At 37.5% G+C, this 17,854-nt stretch carries 16 protein-coding genes and 1 pseudogene; 3 read left to right on the top strand and 14 right to left on the bottom strand.

Annotation, left to right across the window (positions count from 1 at the left end; translation table 11 throughout):
- Positions 1–61: 61 nt before the first annotated feature.
- The 12 genes and pseudogenes from IGI68_RS05320 to lacA form a co-directional block, all read right to left on the bottom strand.
- A complete protein-coding gene (locus tag IGI68_RS05320) occupies positions 62–1,642 on the bottom strand; it encodes an amidohydrolase (protein WP_438731100.1) in 1,581 nt (526 codons plus the stop codon).
- Positions 1,643–1,645: 3 nt separating this feature from the next.
- Positions 1,646–2,740, bottom strand: a complete 1,095-nt coding sequence (locus IGI68_RS05315) for an ABC transporter substrate-binding protein (RefSeq protein WP_438731097.1) — start codon at positions 2,738–2,740, stop codon at positions 1,646–1,648.
- A 225-nt stretch (positions 2,741–2,965) separates the two neighbouring features.
- On the bottom strand, positions 2,966–5,818 hold the full coding sequence (locus tag IGI68_RS05310; RefSeq protein WP_438731094.1) for a DEAD/DEAH box helicase: 2,853 nt from the start codon (positions 5,816–5,818) through the stop codon (positions 2,966–2,968).
- Positions 5,815–6,228 carry a (deoxy)nucleoside triphosphate pyrophosphohydrolase gene (locus IGI68_RS05305; protein WP_438731091.1) on the bottom strand — a complete coding sequence of 138 codons (414 nt, stop codon included), beginning with the start codon at positions 6,226–6,228 and terminating at the stop codon, positions 5,815–5,817. The genes IGI68_RS05310 and IGI68_RS05305 overlap by 4 nt, the downstream gene beginning before the upstream one ends.
- Before the next feature lie 362 nt (positions 6,229–6,590).
- The gene (locus tag IGI68_RS05300; protein ID WP_438733217.1) at positions 6,591–6,926 is read right to left on the bottom strand and encodes a lactose/cellobiose PTS transporter subunit IIB; all 336 of its coding nucleotides are present in this window, start codon (positions 6,924–6,926) and stop codon (positions 6,591–6,593) included.
- A gap of 62 nt (positions 6,927–6,988) precedes the next feature.
- A pseudogene (locus tag IGI68_RS05295) lies at positions 6,989–8,252 on the bottom strand (PTS transporter subunit EIIC); the annotation flags it as partial.
- 15 nt (positions 8,253–8,267) lie between these two features.
- Positions 8,268–8,582: a PTS lactose/cellobiose transporter subunit IIA gene (locus IGI68_RS05290; protein ID WP_273231446.1), complete on the bottom strand. Its 315-nt coding sequence runs from the start codon at positions 8,580–8,582 to the stop codon at positions 8,268–8,270.
- A 29-nt stretch (positions 8,583–8,611) separates the two neighbouring features.
- Positions 8,612–10,012, bottom strand: coding sequence for a 6-phospho-beta-galactosidase (gene lacG, locus IGI68_RS05285; RefSeq protein WP_438731087.1), 1,401 nt, complete (start codon positions 10,010–10,012; stop codon positions 8,612–8,614).
- Positions 10,013–10,105: 93 nt separating this feature from the next.
- Complete coding sequence (lacC, locus tag IGI68_RS05280; RefSeq protein WP_438731084.1) at positions 10,106–11,029, bottom strand: tagatose-6-phosphate kinase; 924 nt, start codon at positions 11,027–11,029, stop codon at positions 10,106–10,108.
- A 9-nt stretch (positions 11,030–11,038) separates the two neighbouring features.
- Positions 11,039–12,028, bottom strand: coding sequence for a tagatose-bisphosphate aldolase (gene lacD, locus IGI68_RS05275; protein ID WP_438731081.1), 990 nt, complete (start codon positions 12,026–12,028; stop codon positions 11,039–11,041).
- 16 nt (positions 12,029–12,044) lie between these two features.
- Positions 12,045–12,563, bottom strand: a complete 519-nt coding sequence (gene lacB / locus IGI68_RS05270; RefSeq protein WP_438731078.1) for a galactose-6-phosphate isomerase subunit LacB — start codon at positions 12,561–12,563, stop codon at positions 12,045–12,047.
- A gap of 10 nt (positions 12,564–12,573) precedes the next feature.
- Entirely contained in the window at positions 12,574–12,999 is a 426-nt protein-coding gene (gene lacA / locus IGI68_RS05265) for a galactose-6-phosphate isomerase subunit LacA (RefSeq protein WP_438731075.1), read from the bottom strand.
- 219 nt (positions 13,000–13,218) lie between these two features.
- Here lacA and IGI68_RS05260 point away from each other — a divergent pair, with 219 nt between their 5' ends.
- Positions 13,219–13,965, top strand: a complete 747-nt coding sequence (locus IGI68_RS05260) for a DeoR/GlpR family DNA-binding transcription regulator (protein ID WP_438731072.1) — start codon at positions 13,219–13,221, stop codon at positions 13,963–13,965.
- A gap of 26 nt (positions 13,966–13,991) precedes the next feature.
- Entirely contained in the window at positions 13,992–14,876 is an 885-nt protein-coding gene (locus IGI68_RS05255) for an aldose 1-epimerase family protein (protein WP_438731069.1), read from the top strand.
- A gap of 71 nt (positions 14,877–14,947) precedes the next feature.
- Here IGI68_RS05255 and IGI68_RS05250 read toward each other — a convergent pair whose 3' ends face one another.
- Complete coding sequence (locus IGI68_RS05250) at positions 14,948–15,436, bottom strand: GNAT family N-acetyltransferase (RefSeq protein WP_438733215.1); 489 nt, start codon at positions 15,434–15,436, stop codon at positions 14,948–14,950.
- Positions 15,437–15,451: 15 nt separating this feature from the next.
- A complete protein-coding gene (locus IGI68_RS05245) occupies positions 15,452–16,441 on the bottom strand; it encodes an aldo/keto reductase (protein WP_438731066.1) in 990 nt (329 codons plus the stop codon).
- 150 nt (positions 16,442–16,591) lie between these two features.
- Between IGI68_RS05245 and IGI68_RS05240 the strand changes: the two genes are divergently transcribed.
- Positions 16,592–17,377 carry a PHP domain-containing protein gene (locus IGI68_RS05240; RefSeq protein ID WP_438731063.1) on the top strand — a complete coding sequence of 262 codons (786 nt, stop codon included), beginning with the start codon at positions 16,592–16,594 and terminating at the stop codon, positions 17,375–17,377.
- The last annotated feature ends 477 nt before the right edge of the window (positions 17,378–17,854 follow it).

Here is a 17,854-nt window from a genome sequence, read left to right as displayed (position 1 = left end):
TTTTCATACAAAAACCCGATTATCTGTTTTACTGAAACAGATAATCGGGTTCGTTATTTTTCTACTTTCGATAAACAAATTCTCCGTCCATCATCGTGGCACGGACTTGTGTTTTAAGAATCTCTTCTTCCGAGCATTCTAAAATATTTTGTGACAAGACGCAAAGATCGGCTTTTAGACCAACACGAAGCTCTCCGATATCTTGACGACTCAACGCTTGGGCAGCGCCTTTCGTATGAGCATACAATGCTTCAGCAATCGGTAGCACTTCTGTTGGCATTAAGCGTTCTACTGGCACCCCACTTTTTTCTCTTCGGGCGACCGCATAATAAATCGATTCTAGCGGTGTGACACCTACAACAACGGGCGTATCCGTTCCAAAGGCAAGTTTCCCACCATAGTCTATGAATGAGCGGAAAGGGAACATTCCTTTCGCACGCTCGATACCAACCTCTTCATCTAAGGTGTCGTACCCTACGAGTAAATGGCTCGGTTGGACAGAAAGAACAAGTTGTTCCTGATTGATAGCGGATAGATCTTTAGGATCCATCACTTCTAAATGCTCAAGCGTATTAAATTTTCCTGGTGGTAACGGGTAGCGCTGCTGGCTTTCCTTAAAATAACCTAACGCTTGATGAATCGCCTGATCCCCAATCGTATGGATGCGCATCGGCCACCCTTGTTGATTGGCTGATAGTATCAAGGTTCGCATCTGTTCAATCGGAATCAAAGGAGCCCCAATATCGCCTTCATAATACGGCGTTTCATAGCTTTCTTTTAAAAATGCGGTATGCGTACTCGTGACCCCATCAAAAAATTGCTTCACGCCACCCATCTGAACTTTCTCTGAATGATACGTTTTTTCGATTTCGTGCAGAGCAGTAATGTCTGAGCGCATCGCCGGATAAAATACCGCGCGAACGGTCGCTGCATCTTCGACTTCTTGATAAATGTTAGGATAGACGAGATCATCCCAACTTTCTCCAGTTAAGGCCACATCGCCCACCGTCGTAATTCCTAGCGCATTTAGGCGATGCATATAGTGAATATAAGCTTCAGGTGCTTCATCTTGATAGACGTTTAAAATATGAGCCAAATAATGAATTGCCACTGCTTCTAAAAAACAACCCGTTAACTGACCGTCTTCCATGATCGCTTCTCCGCTCATACCTTGCGGAAGATTATCGGGCGTTATGCCTAAAGCCTCAAGCGCCGATGAATTTAACCAAATGCTATGGGCGTCTCCAGCGATCAACAATACCGGCGTCTCACGACAATACCGATCAAGCGAGGCCTTCGTCGGATAGACCATCTGCCCAAAGTCACTTCCAAACCAACCAATCCCTATTTTCCAACCATGAATCGTCGGTAAATCCACGACTTGCTGGGCAAACATTTCTTCGCTGTCTCCTTGGAGATGGGTAATTTTTCCACTTTCGAGAAGCGCGGATAAGAAGAAATGAACATGACAGTCAATGAAACTCGGTATGATCATTTGCTCCCCGTAATCAATCACTTCCTCGTCAGCAGGAAGCGCTGAAAGCGGACCGATTGCGACAATTTTGTCATCTTTGATTTGGAGATAGCCTGCAAAAGTTGTTTTCATTTGCGTATCAAAAATCGCTTGCGAAATTAAAATCATGTTCTACAACCCCATCTTCCATTCTAAGAATAAATCGTTATAGAGTTCTAACGTTTCTTGACCTAAGTATTCGTAATGTTCCATTTGCGCTAGCGCGGTTTCGCTTGGATAAAAAGCTTCATCTTCTGTGAGTTCTTTCGGAAGTAAGGCCTTTGCCCCTTCATGCGGTGTGGCATAGCCAACGTATTCCGCATTTTGCTTCGCATTTTCAGTTCGTAACATAAAATTGATAAAGGCATAGGCACCGTCCAGATTTTTCACGGTTCGAGGAATCGCAAAATTATCCGTCCAAATCACGCCCCCGTCTTCTGGGACGACATACTTAATCGCAGGATTTTCGGCCATCACATACGCTGCATCCCCAGAATAACCCAGACCAATTGGCGCATCCCCTTGAATCATTAAGGTTTTTATTTCATCTGTTAAAACCGCTTGAACATTTGGCCGCAATGTATCTAATTTCTCAATGGTTGCCTCGACTTTTTCTCGATTTTTTTCATTCAAAGAAATTCCCATCGACTGCATGCTAATCCCCATGGTTTCACGCGAACCATCAATCACTAATAATTGATTCTTAAAATGCGGTTGCCATAAATCATCCCACCGGTGAACGTCTTTTACATCTACTTGTTCCGTATTGACCATTAGTCCCAACGTTCCCCAAAAATAAGGCAAGGAATACTGATTATTCGGATCAAACGATTGGTTCATTAAAAACGACGAAAGCTGTTCCATCCCTTCAATCTTCTGATGATCTAAAGGAATCAATAACTCATTTTCCAACATTCTGGGAATAATCGACTCACTTGGAAAAACCAAATCATACGACGTGCCACCTTGTTTAATTTTCGTTTCCATTCCTTCATTTGAATCAAAGGTACTATAGATGACATGATAGCCCGATTCTTGTTCAAATTTTGCAATTAACTCCGGATCAATATATTCGCCCCAATTAAAAATCGTAAGGGTTTGTTTTGTGTCTCCCGCTGCCTCTTCACTACTACTCGCCGCCTGTGCTTGTTGAATCCACAGTCGCGTACCAAATAACACCGCCAATAACAGTGTAATGCCTCCAAAAAAAATACCTAATCGTTTCACTTCATGTATCCCTACTTTCCAAAAGAATTTCCTTGCAAATCATACTCAATTTGAGTCAGAAACGCAATGATTTATTCTTTTGAATAGAAACATCTTTTATGTCTTTGCAAATCAGGGGACTTCTAATCATCCTATCGACGTTCAATCATCGATATTTTTCTTTTCCTTCCAAAAAAATAGGTCATTGTCTTTCTTGACAACCACCTCTTTTTTTCCACTATCTGCTTAATCTTCTGTCGAGCTTAAATATTGGAACAATCGATGATCAATTGGCTCCGTAAAGCTTAAGTTCATTTGGACAACACTTTGTTTTTTGCCATCTTTTGTCGGTTTTTCGACTTGTTTAATCGTTTCTGTCACGGGACGTACTTCCCCTAAATAATAAAAATCCGTTCCCTCATCATTGGATTTTTGTGCAAAGACATAAATATTCCAATCGATTGGATTTTGTAAAATTTTGACTTCGGGCGAGTGAATGGTCCGAGGTGATTTCGTAAAATAATGCAAGGTCTGGGCATCCAAAAGTTCATCTTCATACGCCATTAACGCGCCTTTGAAATCTTCGTCTTTTTTTAACGTCACAAACACAACGAATTTCCCATCTTTATAAGTATAGCCGCCAATATTTTGATCGACCATTTGTTCTTTCCAGTTTAATAGGCGAATAGTATCACGACGACGATATTTTTTATACCGGGTGAGCGGCATATCGGTTCTATATGCTTTTGATTTTTCAAAAGCGACTGCCAGACTATCTTTTAGTAACTCGACAAAGTAAGGATTATTTAGTGCTTGACGCAATCCGTTAGTGATCGTCCGGATTTCCCCTTCTTGGGTTAGGAATGCACCACCGGTATAACTTTTACGTTGTCCACCGACATAAAAGCTAAGACTCAATGTTGCAAAGACCGAGTCAATGGTTGCCTGGTCATACGCTAAATCATACCCCGTAAATAATTCCACTAATTCTTCGTGCGTAAAATTCACTTTTCCATGAATCATTTGATGAATGAGCAGTAATTCGTGCTGACGATACCCTGGCAATAACTCTCGTCCAAAGAACTTAAGTAATTGTCCTTCGTTCGCAGTTAGCACTCGTTCGGTTTCTTTTATCTTTGTCAGAAATTCATGATAATGTTCGAATTTATTGGCTAATACAAGTGGATCGAGGACGCCTTGCTCTTGGAAATCAAACAGATAAGGGATACGATTGAGACGATTTTTGACTTCTTGATAAATCCTCCTAAGTTCGACCATCGAATCCATCTTCGCCCGATCAATCGATTGAAAGATTCGTTCTTTCGCAATCGATTCGAAATTAATCGATGAGACACCACTAATATAATTCGTCTCAAACGTTTTTTGCCGTAAATTATTTTTATTACGCGTAATGTCACCAGACAAAGACATTGGAATCATATAATTATTTTTATAGTTGCCAATAAAATCGATAATCGTTACAAATTCTTTCGACGGATCTTTTCGTAACCCACGTCCGAGTTGTTGAATAAAAATAATACTCGACTCTGTATTACGTAATAAAATAACTTGATTGATTTTCGGAATATCGATTCCTTCATTAAAAATATCCACCGTAAAGATGTAATTGATTTCGCCTCTTTCTAGCTGTGCGATTACGCGCTCTCGTTCCTCTACCGAGTGTTCCCCCGTTAAGTACGCTGCTGGAATTCCTTCACGTAAAAATAAGCCTGCGAGTGTTTTGGCTTCTTCTTTGCGACTACAAAAAACAAGACCTCTTGGTTCATTATGCGAACAGCCATAATAGCGAATTTTTTCTAGTAGAAAATGGAGACGTTCGTGCGTCACTAATGCCTGCAATTCACTTGTTTCTGAAATCACACCTTGCGCTGTCTCATAATCGGTGACACCAAAATAATGAAAAGGACACAAAAAATCTTCTTCCAGTGCCTCTTGCAAACGAATTTCATAAGCAATATTGTAATCAAATAAACCAAAAATATTATACCCATCTGTCCGTTCAGGCGTCGCTGTCATTCCCAATAAAAAAGCAGGTTCAAAATAGTTTAAGAGTTTCAAATAGCTTTGTGCACCGGCTTTATGGACTTCATCCACTAATATATAGTCAAAATAATCTTTTGCAAATCGTTCATGATGCGCTTCTTTAGAGATTGTTTGGATCGTCGCAAAAAGGTACTTTGCCTCTGTTTCTTTTTTATTTCCAGATAACACCCCGTAATCAGACGCCGCACCACCGATTACCTTTCGAAAAGAAGCCATCGCACTGTTCAATATTTGTTCCCGATGAACCACAAACAGCATGCGCTTAGGTTTTGCTTGTAACACATCAAACGCACCGAGATAGGTTTTTCCCGTTCCAGTAGCTGAAATGATTAAGCCTTTTTTCTCCCCTGAAACACGTAACTCGCTTAATTTTTTTAACGCCGCTTGTTGCATCTTGTTCGGGGTGATGTAGGGACTTAAATCATTTTTAAGCAACAGATCTTCTTGCGTAAACAGCATCGGTTGATACGACTGAGCATAATTCATGATCCAGTCTGGTGTTAATGGCTCAGCCTCAGCCCACTCATTTTTCATATTTTCACGAATTTGATGAATCATCTCCCCGTGATCATACGAAGTCAGGCGGACATTCCACTCGTAATTTACTTTTAAGGCATTCATCGTTAAGTTTGAACTGCCTATAATAAATGACTGGTAATCTTCTTGCGTAAATAGGTAACCCTTTGCATGAAAACCAGGTTTCCCAGAAATTCGTACTTCTAAATTCGGAATCGCTAATAATGACGTAAAAACATCTGGATGGTTAAAATTCAAATAGGTTGAGGTAATTAACCGTCCTTTAATCCCTTGACGGTCTAGATCCGCAAGATGCGTTTTTAGCGCATTCAATCCCCCTTGCGTCACAAAAGCAATGGAAAAGAAAAATTCTTGACAAGTATCTAACTCATTTTGTAACACATTTAAGAAGTATTCTTTTTTCTCAGGTTGATTGATGATAATTTTGGGATCATATTTAGAGCCTCGTAAGGAACGATTCATAAATGCTTTTTGTAATGCTCTTTCCATGACATTCATCGCTTCACATCCTGACTCATCTGTTTCATTAGCTTTTCCACGGCCGGAATATCTGCCGGTGCCCACTCGAGCGAAGTAAGTTCAGAAGGCTTTAGCCACTGAATGGCCGTATGTTCTGTTAACTGTGGTGTGCCATTTGTTAACGTACAAAGAAATGTCGTTAAGTTCACTTGGCCAAAATTATATTCATAAGATGTCTGTTCAAAATACGTTTTCGCAACCGCAACTTCGATTCGTAACTCCTCAACGAGTTCACGCTCTAAAGCTTCGCGTGGCGTTTCACCCTCTTCTATTTTCCCACCCGGAAATTCCCATAAGGAGGCGAGTGCTTTAGTATTCCCTCGTTGAGCACATAAAATTTTTTCGTCTTTGATAATAATCGCACCCACAACATTGATTTCTTTTTTCATGGACTCCTCCGATTTCACAATTGTTTCTTCCAGTATAGGACACCTGTTGTCTTTATAAAAGATCTCTCGCAAAAAAAGCTTAGAAAAAAGGAATAAATACCTCTTTCTAAGCTTTTATGATTTGAATTTATATTTTTACTAATTAGACACTACTAGAATAGTCGTTTGAATTCAATAAAGTCTTATTTATATTATTAAGAAAAATATCTATTACCCCATTACTTAATTTCTAACTACTATCCGGAGTAACAGTAATTTTGAAAAAAATACAAATAACTTTTGACTTACCAGTTCAATTCCGCAATATCTAGTAACTACTGAAAACAACATATTTTATTATGGGATAAATCTCTCTTTAATCTTTAAAATGCATCAAAAACAAATTGAAGTGCTTTTTGAGGATCTCTTGTCAAACTAATATATTCAGCTCCTTTAGTAGCAACAAGTTTTATCCCTAATCTATCTGTATCTGTTTTGATATCTTCATAATAGGAATTTACTTGTGGAGCAAGAATAATCATATCATAGTCTTTCATTATTTCATAATGTGATCCGTACGCTCCTGCTGATGCCGTAATTGATTTTTGATATTTTTCTGCCCCTTCGGTTAATGCATTCGCTAACATTGCACTCGTACCTGCTCCAGCACATAATACAAGAACACTAATTGATTGACTCTCTTTAGAATCTTTTCCAATATAAATTGGAACTTCCTTTTCGCTTGTTGAAACTATTTCTTCAACAGTTACATCTACAGCTAATGCTTCTTGTTCTAATAATACAGCATCATACGCTTTACAGAACGGCAAGTAAATAATAACATCAACCACAATTAATAGTGCTGCTAATACAAAGGCAAGTAATCCCATACCTGTTCCTAAGATTAATCCAATTGGTGCAGGAGTTGCCCAAGGTAATACATACATAAAGCTATCCATTTTTAAAATATCAACAAAAAATTTAAAAATCCACACATTAATAATTGGAGTTACTAAGAAAGGTATTAAAAAGTAAGGATTTAAAATGATTGGAGTGGCAAATAATAATGGTTCATTTACGGCAAAACTAACTGGAATAAACGATGCTTTACCTACTGCTTTCAACTGTTTAGATTTAGCAAATAACATAAAAATAAACGGAACGACCAAAGTAGCACCTGTTCCACCCATTGTTCCAACGAAATTACCTAATCCGACAGTCAATACTTTTGATGCTTGTTCTCCTGAATTAAATAATTGTAAGTTTGTTTCTACATTGGCATATATAATAGCTGCAATTGCCGGCTCAACAATTGAGGGGCCATGAACTCCTACAAACCAAAAGAATGCCATCGCTCCCCAAATAATTGCAATTCCTACATAACCATCCGCTGCACTAAATAATGGCTGAAGCATGGTAATAATAGCTTCTGCAAAAGAAACATTAAATATATTTCTCGCGGCTAAATCAATTAAAACTGCAGCAAATACAGAAAAAGAAAACGGAAAAATATCTCTAAAAGTTTGAGCTATCGTACCTGGTACTTCTTTAGGCATTTTAATTGTAATATCTTTTATAACACAAAATTTGTAGATATTTACAGTTATAAAAGCTGCTACAAAAGCTGCTAGCAAGCCTTTTGTCCCCATATATTCTGTTGAAAAACCACCATCAATTTGTGTGACACTTAACAATAAAAAACTAACGATAGATGCGAGCATAACAGATGTGGTATTAATGTTTTTACCTTTGGGAATTCTACGATTCATAGAATCAGCAAGACATCTAGCTGTAGTAGAAGATACAAGTAAACCTACAACACCCATAGAATACCCATAAACTTTCCATAACCATGTTGAAACGTCTTCAGGCCAACTCAAACCAAATATTTCAGGTACTGCAGCAATTAATATAAAAATACTAGAAAATAAAATAGCAGGCATTGCTGTTAAGAACCCGTCTCGCACAGCTCCTAAATAAATATTCCGTGAAATCTTTTCGAATAATGGTTTCCCTTTTTCAATTTGCTTAATAATTGCATTCATTTATTTTCACTCCTATTAATTATTTTTTTGATATAACTCAATAAAATCCTGGATTAAATCTCTTAATAATAGTGTAGTCATTAAATGGTCTTGACCATGAATGAAAATAAAACCGATATCCATCTCTTTTCCTGCAGCTTCTTCTGCTAATATTTTAGTTTGTGAATTATGTGCTAATTTTAGATTCTCATCTGCGTCTTTTAATGCACGTTCAATGTTATCAAATTTCCCTTTTCGGACTTCTCTTAACAAGGATAATAAGGTACTACGTGCATCACCAGAATAAGCAACTATCTCGAATCCTAACATCTGTAACTCTTCTTTATTCATTTTTTATCCTCCAATAAATTAATTATAATTTAAATAATCGTTTTGGTTTCACTTACCATCTTATACCAGTATGCTGACTCTTTTGGATATCTTTTTTGTGTTTCGAAATCGACATAAAATAAACCATACCGTTTGTTATAGCCATTTGACCAAGAAAATAAGTCCATTAAAGACCATAAAAAATATCCTTTAACATTTACTCCAGAAGTAATTGCCTGACTAATTGATTCTAAATAAACTTTTAAGTATTGAATTCTTGGTTTATCCATAATTATGCCATCTTCAAAAGTATCTTTGTATCCCATCCCATTTTCCGTAATATATATTTTATTATAATGAGGATAGTCTTTTTTGATTCTCAACAACAAATCATATAATCCTTCTGGATAGATAATCCAATCCCAATCAGTTCTTGAGATTCCTTCTTTGTAAATTCGCTCTCCAATACCTTTTACTTTATAAACGGAGGTCCCTTTTTCTCCAGTTCCATTGTGCGTAATGTCGTTTTCCCCATCATAAGCTTTTACGAAATGACATTGGTAATGATTAATACCTAAATAATCATTACGATTCGAAGCGCGCTTCATCTCAATTAAATCAGATTCCGGAAAACTGTATGTTGCATTGTTAGCAGCACAAATCTCATCTAAAGCTTCAATCGTTTCAGTCGAATAATATCCTAAATATGTTGCGTCAAGTAAAAACCTAATTGATAATGCATCGTCCAAATATGCTGCGTGTATATCTTCTTTAGAATCTGATGCTGCATACTTAGTTTCCAAAGAATGAACAACACCAATTTCTCCTGCGTAGCTATTATCTTTAAAAATATTTACAACTTTTGCATGCGCATACATCATATTATGTAAACAAGCAATAATCTTAGTGAAATCGTATTTAATTCCAGGTGGAAAGATTCCTAATAAATATTGATTAGTTGCTACTGGATAAATTTCATTAAAAGTACTCCAATAACGAACTTCTGTGAATTCTTCAAAACAAAAATTAGCATATTCGATAAATGCATCTACCGTATCACGATTTAAAAAATCACCTTGATCAAATAATTTTTTAGGTGTATCAAAATGATGTAGAGTAACAAATGGTGTTATATTATGTTTCGCACATTCTTTAAAGACATTATGATAATAGTTTACTCCTTCTTGATTTACTTTTCCTCGTCCCTCCGGAAAAATACGACTCCATGCAATAGAAAGACGTAATCCATTTATTCCAAATTTATTACATAATTCAATATCTTTAGGATATTGATGATAAAAATCACTTGCTGGGTCTGGACTAAACCTTCCTTGTTTCTCTAGAAAGTCGTCCCATGCAACCGCTCCTTTGCCTCCTTCTTTGGTAGCTCCTTCTACTTGATATGCAGCAGTTGCTCCTCCAAAAATAAAATCTTCTGGTAATTTTAACATTAGATACTCTCCTTTTAATTTCTATAAATTTTAGAAAAACTAGTGAATACGTATCCTCTAATTGAATTTAATCATTTATTCACTTTCAATTCTTTAAATTTTCTCAACGGTAACTTGATCAAACAACTCTTTGAAATTGTCGTAGTTAATCCATCCGGTCTTGTGTTCTTGTGCATTTAACATCCCTGTTGTCATACCTGTTTTTAATAGCGATACATCGTCTAGTTGCTGCTGAATACCATAAGCCAGTCCTGCAATCGTCGCGTCGCCAGATCCAACAGGGTTAATCGTGTCGATTTTAGGAATCGTTACTCGATAAAACGTCTCTTGATGTTTGGCAATTGCCCCTTGACTCCCCAAGGAAACGACGATCCATTCGATTCCCGTAAAACGATCTTCTAATAATACCGTTTTCAAGTCTGATACCGTTAATGAACGGCCGATTAGCGACTGAATCTCACTTAAATTGGGCTTGATTAAGAATGGTTTTACTGTTCCTGAAAGAGCATCACTTAAACTTTGACCAGATGTATCGAGCAATGTCGGAATACCGTGACTCTTTTGAATGAGTTGTTGATAAAAATTATTCGGCAACCCTTTCGGTAAGCTTCCCGATAATGTCAAAACATCCGCTTCTTTGATAATGTTCTCAAATTGTGCTAAAAAACCCTCGGCTTCTTGTTCGGTAATTTCTGGACCCGCTTCGAGTAATTCGGTTTGCTTGCCGTCATCATGTAAAATGGCAATCGAATTTCTCGTTTCATTGGCAATTGGATAGAATGCATGGGCAATTTGTGTGTCATCTAGTTGATCGGTAATAAACTTCCCAATATTGCCCCCGATTAATCCAGTAGCCAATACTGGCGCATTCATCTGATGGAGTACACGTGTGACATTGAGTCCTTTTCCACCGGCCGTTTTTTCAACTTGTGGAACACGATTAACGTCATCTAACACTAGCTGTGCGACTGAATATGCCATATCTAATGAAGGGTTCATTGTTACAGTTACAATCATTTTTATCCCCTACGCCTTCTCTATTTTTTCAAACCATGAAGTTGCCGTTTTTTCAACTACAGCATTTAAATTTTCAATATTCTCTTTCCCTTGGGTTAATAACCAATCGATTGTTTCTTTTTCACCTTCTTTAATAAAAGGAACAATACCATTTGCCCACGTTGCACGTCCGCAAAGAACGCCATTGAAGGTCGAACCTGCTTCTTTGGCAAAAGATAACGTCTCTTGGAAAAGAGTTGCGGATACTCCTGCACTTAAGAAGATAAATGGTAAGTCTGTCGCATCACTTTGTTCTTTAAAGTAACGTAACGCTTCTTCTCTTGTATAAACAATTTCACCTGCGCCAAACCCTTCCACAAAATTCATATTCACGGGCACTTCAACTTTTAGCACATCCACATGATAACGAGGTTTTGTAAACTCTTTCATCATTTCAATCACTTTACGTGGCTTCACTTTTGCATACTCGATAGAATTTGCATCTGCATTCTTTGCATCATATGCCAACAGTTCTAAGTAGAATGGTATATCCTCTCCTAAACATTCGCTTCCTAAACGTTCAATGAAGATATGCTTTTGTTCATTAATCTGCGCATCTTCATCGATGTCATAATAAAGTAAAAACTTAATGGCATCTGCGCCTTCTTCAACTAAACGTTTCACAGACCATTCTTTTAGTAAATCTGGTAAGCGCCCCTCTTTGTCGGCGTCATAACCTGTTTTTTCATACGCTAGTAAGAGACCCGCAGATTCATCACGAATATTTGCAGCTGGTAAGCCGTATTCTGGATCAAGTAAAATAGAGGAAGCATAAGGAGTCAGATGTTGCGAAACCAATTTTTTAAAGGCTTCGATTTGAGCTGTCGAAGGTTCGCCTCCTTGTGCCGTAATCATTTTCTTTAAGGCACCTCGTTGATCGATGGCTAACGCTTCAATATAGCCCTCTTTCGTTGATAATCGTTCCATCGCTTGTCGTTTATTTTCTGATAAGTTTAACATCATTCAACCTCTTCCTTTAGTCTTGATAAAATCCTGCATCCCATTTTTCTAAAAATTCGTCGAAATAATTTGTGTCCATATTATCATCTGAATGATTCGCTTCTAAAGCATCGATTGCTGCAATCAACTGTTTATTCTCTTCAGTCGGTTGATATTTTTCTTCTAAAAACGCTTCTAAAATATCACAAATCAGAAACTCTCCCGTGACTTTTCCACCAAACCCGATGACGTTCGCATTTAATTCACGTTTAGAATAGAGTGCAGAAGTCATATCTCTTACTAAAGCGGCACGTACGCCTTTTACCTTATTCGCAGAATTGGTAATACCAACGCCAGTACCACAGATAACCACCCCTTGATCGGCTTTTCCTGAAGCGACTAAGGCTCCTACTTTTCGACCAAAAATCGGATAATGTGTGCGAGTAAAGTCATACGTACCCACATCAATCACTTCATATCCTTTCGATTTCAAAAAATCGCTCACTTTAATTTTTACATCAGTCACAATGTGATCACAACCAATTGCAATTTTCATTTTTATTCTCCTAACACATTTTATTTAACATATCAACACGGATTTGATGGCGCCCACCGTCATACTTCGCACGTAAAAAGTATAAAGCGATATTTTTCGCTAATTCTTTCCCAACAATCTGGCTACCCATTGTAATCATGCGAGAATTATTATGTTCTCTTGTCATGTATGCTGAACGTTCGTCCGAAACTTCCGCTGCCACAATATTTTTATGTTTCGTTGCTGCAATAAAACTTCCAGCCCCATAGGCATCAATCGCAATCGCTAAAGCGTTTTCGTTATTTTGAAGATGAGAAACGAGTTCTTCTACAGACTCTACAAACGTCCCATTATCTGGAGACACATCGACCAGGTTAAAGTCATATCCCTTTAATTCTTCCACGAGATAATCTTTTAACGCTAACCCATCTTTATCAGATGCAATAAATACTTCCATCTTGTTTCGACCTCCATTTGTTTTGATACGTTTATTATAAACACAAACCGTTCAAATGTAAACAATAAAACACAAAAATAAGCAGGAAAATCGTAAATAATTTTATTTTTGTTTGTTTTGGTTGATTTTATTTGTTTATTCTACTAGGATAGAAGATAGAATGGAATACACGAACATTGATTCCTAGAATAAAGAACATTCATGAATAGGAGATATCTTATGTTAAAGGAAGAAAGATTAAATAAAATAATTGAATTAGTAAATACACATGGCGTTGTTGACGTGAATGAATTGATTACAACTTTAAATGTTTCTGATATGACGGTTCGTCGTGATTTAGCAGAATTAGAAAAATCTAGACAGCTGAAGCGGATTCACGGTGGTGCCCAAAGTATGAACTACTATAAACGAGAAGAACTGTCTCACGAAAAAAAGACAATCATTCATCCCGAAGAAAAAAAAGAAGCCGCTCGTAAAGCCCTACATTACATTGTTGAAGGCGATACTCTTTTTTTAGGTCCTGGTACAACAATTGAATTTTTAGCACAACTTCTTGATTTTCAATATCTTAGAATTATTACGAATAGTTTACCCGTCTTCAATATTCTACATGCCAAAAACAAACCGTATCAGATTTACTTAGTGGGTGGAGAGTATCGCTCTTTAACAGGTGCCTTCTTTGGCGAGATGGCAAATAAAATATTATTTGATATTCGTTTTGCCAAAGCATTTATTGGCGCAAATGCAGTAAAAGATGATTGGATTATGACTGCGACGCTAGAGGAAGGGACGACTCAAGAAATTGCACTTAGAAACGCTTCTGAACGATACTTGGTCATTGATTCCTCTAAACTTGATTGCGAGGATTTTTATCGATTCTTTTCTGTCAGCGAGTTGACCGCTTTAATTACTGAAAAGAACCAACCACATGTCTATATGACCGATCCCAAACAAGATAGTATTTAAAATTTGATGAAAATAGAGGGGGCAGTATGATGAACAAAACAATTGAGAACGATTTATTGAAGGTATGCATTTCAGAAAAAGGGGCCGAGCTAACAAGTATCTTATCAAAAAAAGAGAAGACGGAGTTTCTTTGGCAAGCAGATCCTGCTGTATGGGGGCGGCACGCACCAATTCTTTTTCCGATTGTTGGAAAATTAAAAGAGGATCGTTATGCATTCAACGGAAAAGATTATCCGATGTCACAACATGGATTCGCTAGAGATTTATCTTTTCAGGTGATTCAACAAGAAGAAAACCATCTTCGATTTTCATTAACGGATGACGAAGAAACATGGAATCATTATCCTTTTCATTTTCGTTTAGAAATTGACTATCGCTTAGAAGGAAATAAACTCTACACTGGCTACTTTGTGACAAACTTGGATGAAGAAGAATCAATGTATTTCTCCATCGGTGCACATCCAGGTTTAAAAGTACCATTGGAAGAAAATACGGTATTTGAAGATTATGTGATTGAGATTAGTCCATCCCTCGATCGACGATTATTTCCTGTGACTTCTGAAGTATTGATTGATCGTCCCAAAATAAACAAAACCAAACAAGCACATTTTCCTTTACGCCATGAATTGTTCAAAGATGGCGTGATCATTTTAGACACTTTAGATGAAACACAAGTGACACTAAGATCAACTAAGAGTGAGAAAAAGGTTGTCTTCCGCTATCAAGAAATGCCTTATCTGGGAATATGGTCTCCTTATCCGAATACAGGCGACTTTGTCTGCATTGAGCCATGGTGTGGTATCGCAGATATGGTAGATACCAATGGGGAGTTAACGCAAAAAGAAGGCATCCATTCTTTAGCGCCTCAAGCGGTATTCGAAAGAGCGTTTGAAATGCAATTTTTTGACTAATCGTATCCTACTCTCTCCAAACACCCTCAAGAGAAGATTTCTCTTGGGGGTGTTTGATATTTTACGCACCACTAGTGAACATCTTTTTCATAAACATAATCATCCATTATATACCCTTGCCCAATCGGATTTTTACATGCAGCGACTTGTTTAAACCCACGATGCTCATAAACCGCAATCGCCCGTGTATTGGCTTTGTTGACATTAAGTCTTAATGTTTTCCCAGCTGCTAATGTCTCAAACCATTGAAAGACTTGAGAAGCATACCCTTTTCCACGAGTGGATTGTTTTAAGTATAATTTGCTGATATATAAACTTTTGGGTTCTTCACGATAGGCGGTATAGCCTATCGGTGTTTGATTTTCATATAAAATAAAATAGTGATCGCCATTTTGGATGTCTTCTTGAATATTTTTTAACGACTGAAAGGTTGCTAACATGTACCGTACTTGTTCTTCCCCAATAATGGAAAGATACGTTTCTGGCCATATTTCTTTTACTAATTGATCCACAATCTGTGTCTCTTCAATCGTTTCGACTAATTTTATGCTAAAAATAATCTTCCCTACTTTCTCTTAATTTAAGGTTAATTGATCAATTTTTTGCAATTCTTCTGGTGAAAAAGTGACCTGTTTCAACGCGTTCAAATTCTTCTCTAATTGAGAAACTTTAGACGCCCCAATCAATACACTACTTACGACGTCATGACGTAAGTTCCACGCCAGTGCCATCTCGGCTAACGTTTGGCCTCTCTCAAGTGCTAGCTCATTTAATCCGCGAACGGTAGCTAAGGTATCCGCCACTTTCTCTTCAGATAAGAAGGGGCTATTGATACTCGCCGCACGAGAATCTTCTGGAATCCCATTTAAATAACGATCTGTTAATAGTCCTTGTGCTAATGGTGAAAAAGTAATCGCACCAATGCCTTCTTTTTCGAGCACCATAAATAAAGCCTCTTCCGGTGTTCTTTCTAATAAATTAAATTTTTGTTGATGAATAATAAAAGGGGTTTTTTGTTCTTTTAGAAGACGCGTCATCGCTAAAGTCGTCGCGGCTGAATAATTGGAAATGCCAATATATAGAGCTTTTCCTTGTCTAACTAATAAATCAAGCGCATGGGCAGTTTCTTCTAAAGGGGTATCTGGATCTGGTCGATGATGGTAAAAGATATCCACATAATCAAGTCCTAGGCGCGTTAAACTCTGGTCGCAACTGGCAACAATACTTTTCTTTGATCCCCATTCGCCATAAGGTCCTGGCCACATATAGTAACCAGCTTTTGATGAGATAATCATCTCATCACGATAAGACGCGAGCTCTTCTTTCAAAATTCGGCCAAAGTTTCGCTCTGCAGAACCTGCTGGTGGACCATAGTTATTGGCTAAATCAAAATGCGTAATCCCTGAATCAAACGCCTTAAAAATCAAGTCTTTTTGATTCGATACAGGATCTACATCGCCAAAATTATGCCAAAGTCCTAACGAGACACTTGGTAACTTTAAGCCGGATTTCCCAACCGAACGGTACGACATTTCTTCATAACGTTTACTGTTTGCTTGATACATGCTGCCACCTCTTTCATAGACTTTCTTCTAGTATAATCCTTCCAGTACGAACTTAAAAGGCTATTTCCACATTTATTAAAAGCGTTATCTTAATTTTATCACTTTGGCTTCGATTTAGATTATGCTATTCTTATGTAAAGGAGGGTTTCTATGAACTATTATGATCAACATCTGCATACCTTTTTATCATTTGATTCCGAAGAAACATTTGAACATTATTTAGAGCATCAGCCAACTTTTTTGGTGGCGACAGATCATTTTGATTTAGCGAATGCCGGAACGGGCTTTAAAGATGATATTCCCAACTATCACCAATTGAGTGAAAAAATCAATCAGCTACAACCTCAAACAGCGACTACCCTCTTAAAAGGCATCGAAATCGGGGTTGTTCCCGGTCAAGAAAGTACGATTATGGACTATTTAGCAACGCATTCTTATGATTTAAAATTAGTTAGTATTCATCAAAATGGTCGTTTTGATTATATGGATGATCAAGTGTTAACGATGGATAAATTTAAAGTCGCGACGATGTATTTTGAACAAATGTTGCAAGTATTGAAATCATTCCCTGATGGTCATATCTTGACACATTTTGAATACGGTCTACGGCGCTTTGATTTTTCGGCGCAAGAACTTGAAGAACATTTTGAAACAACCTTACGCCAAATTTTTCAACTGGTGATTCAGCGTGAACTCGCATTCGAGGTCAATGCCAAAAGTTTTGGACGTTATCAGAATGCCCCTCTTTATGAATATGCAATCCCGCTCTATCAAAGCTTAGGTGGAAAACTATTTACACTTGGTTCAGATGCCCATGTCGCCCAAGACTATCGTTTGCTTTTCCCAGAGATGAGCCAATTATTACGCAAATTTGACGTGAAGCAACTCGTCGTTTTCCAAGGAAATGAACGATATCTGACGGATTTACCAGACTAATTTAGTGTTTCACGTGAAACAAGCGAAAAGACCACTCAGCGAATGCGAAGTGGTCTTTTTATTAGGCGATTTGATAATAATCAATCAGCGCTTTTACCGCTTTAAAAGCTTGAGTAGCTGCTAAATTAATCGTCTTATCAAAAGTAGCTGAATATCATTCGAATACTGCCTTTTCAACATGAAGGTTATCTTTCTGGTAGGCTTCTACCATAATGATTTGGTATAAGTCCGTGTGTAGTGCGTAGCTATCATCAATATACTGGTGCATAAAATTTGTCTCTTACTTCATTTTATCTTTTTTCATTCATTCCAATTTATTTCACTACTTTTATGTAAAAGCTCTTTAGCAAAGCCAACAAGTTGACGGGCTTCTTCAGTCCGAAGAAATTTTTCACTCAAGCCATCGGGTCCCAAACGGAAACGATCCCGCGCGTCAACATCTTTGAAAATCTGTTATAGCAGCACAGTGCGTTCGTT

It is taken from the genome of Enterococcus sp. DIV1314a, from assembly GCF_051713805.1.
In the GTDB taxonomy this organism is placed as follows: domain Bacteria; phylum Bacillota; class Bacilli; order Lactobacillales; family Enterococcaceae; genus Enterococcus_I; species Enterococcus_I aquimarinus.
Note: the sequence above shows the minus strand (reverse complement) of the source record. Positions and strands in the feature narration are given on the sequence as shown.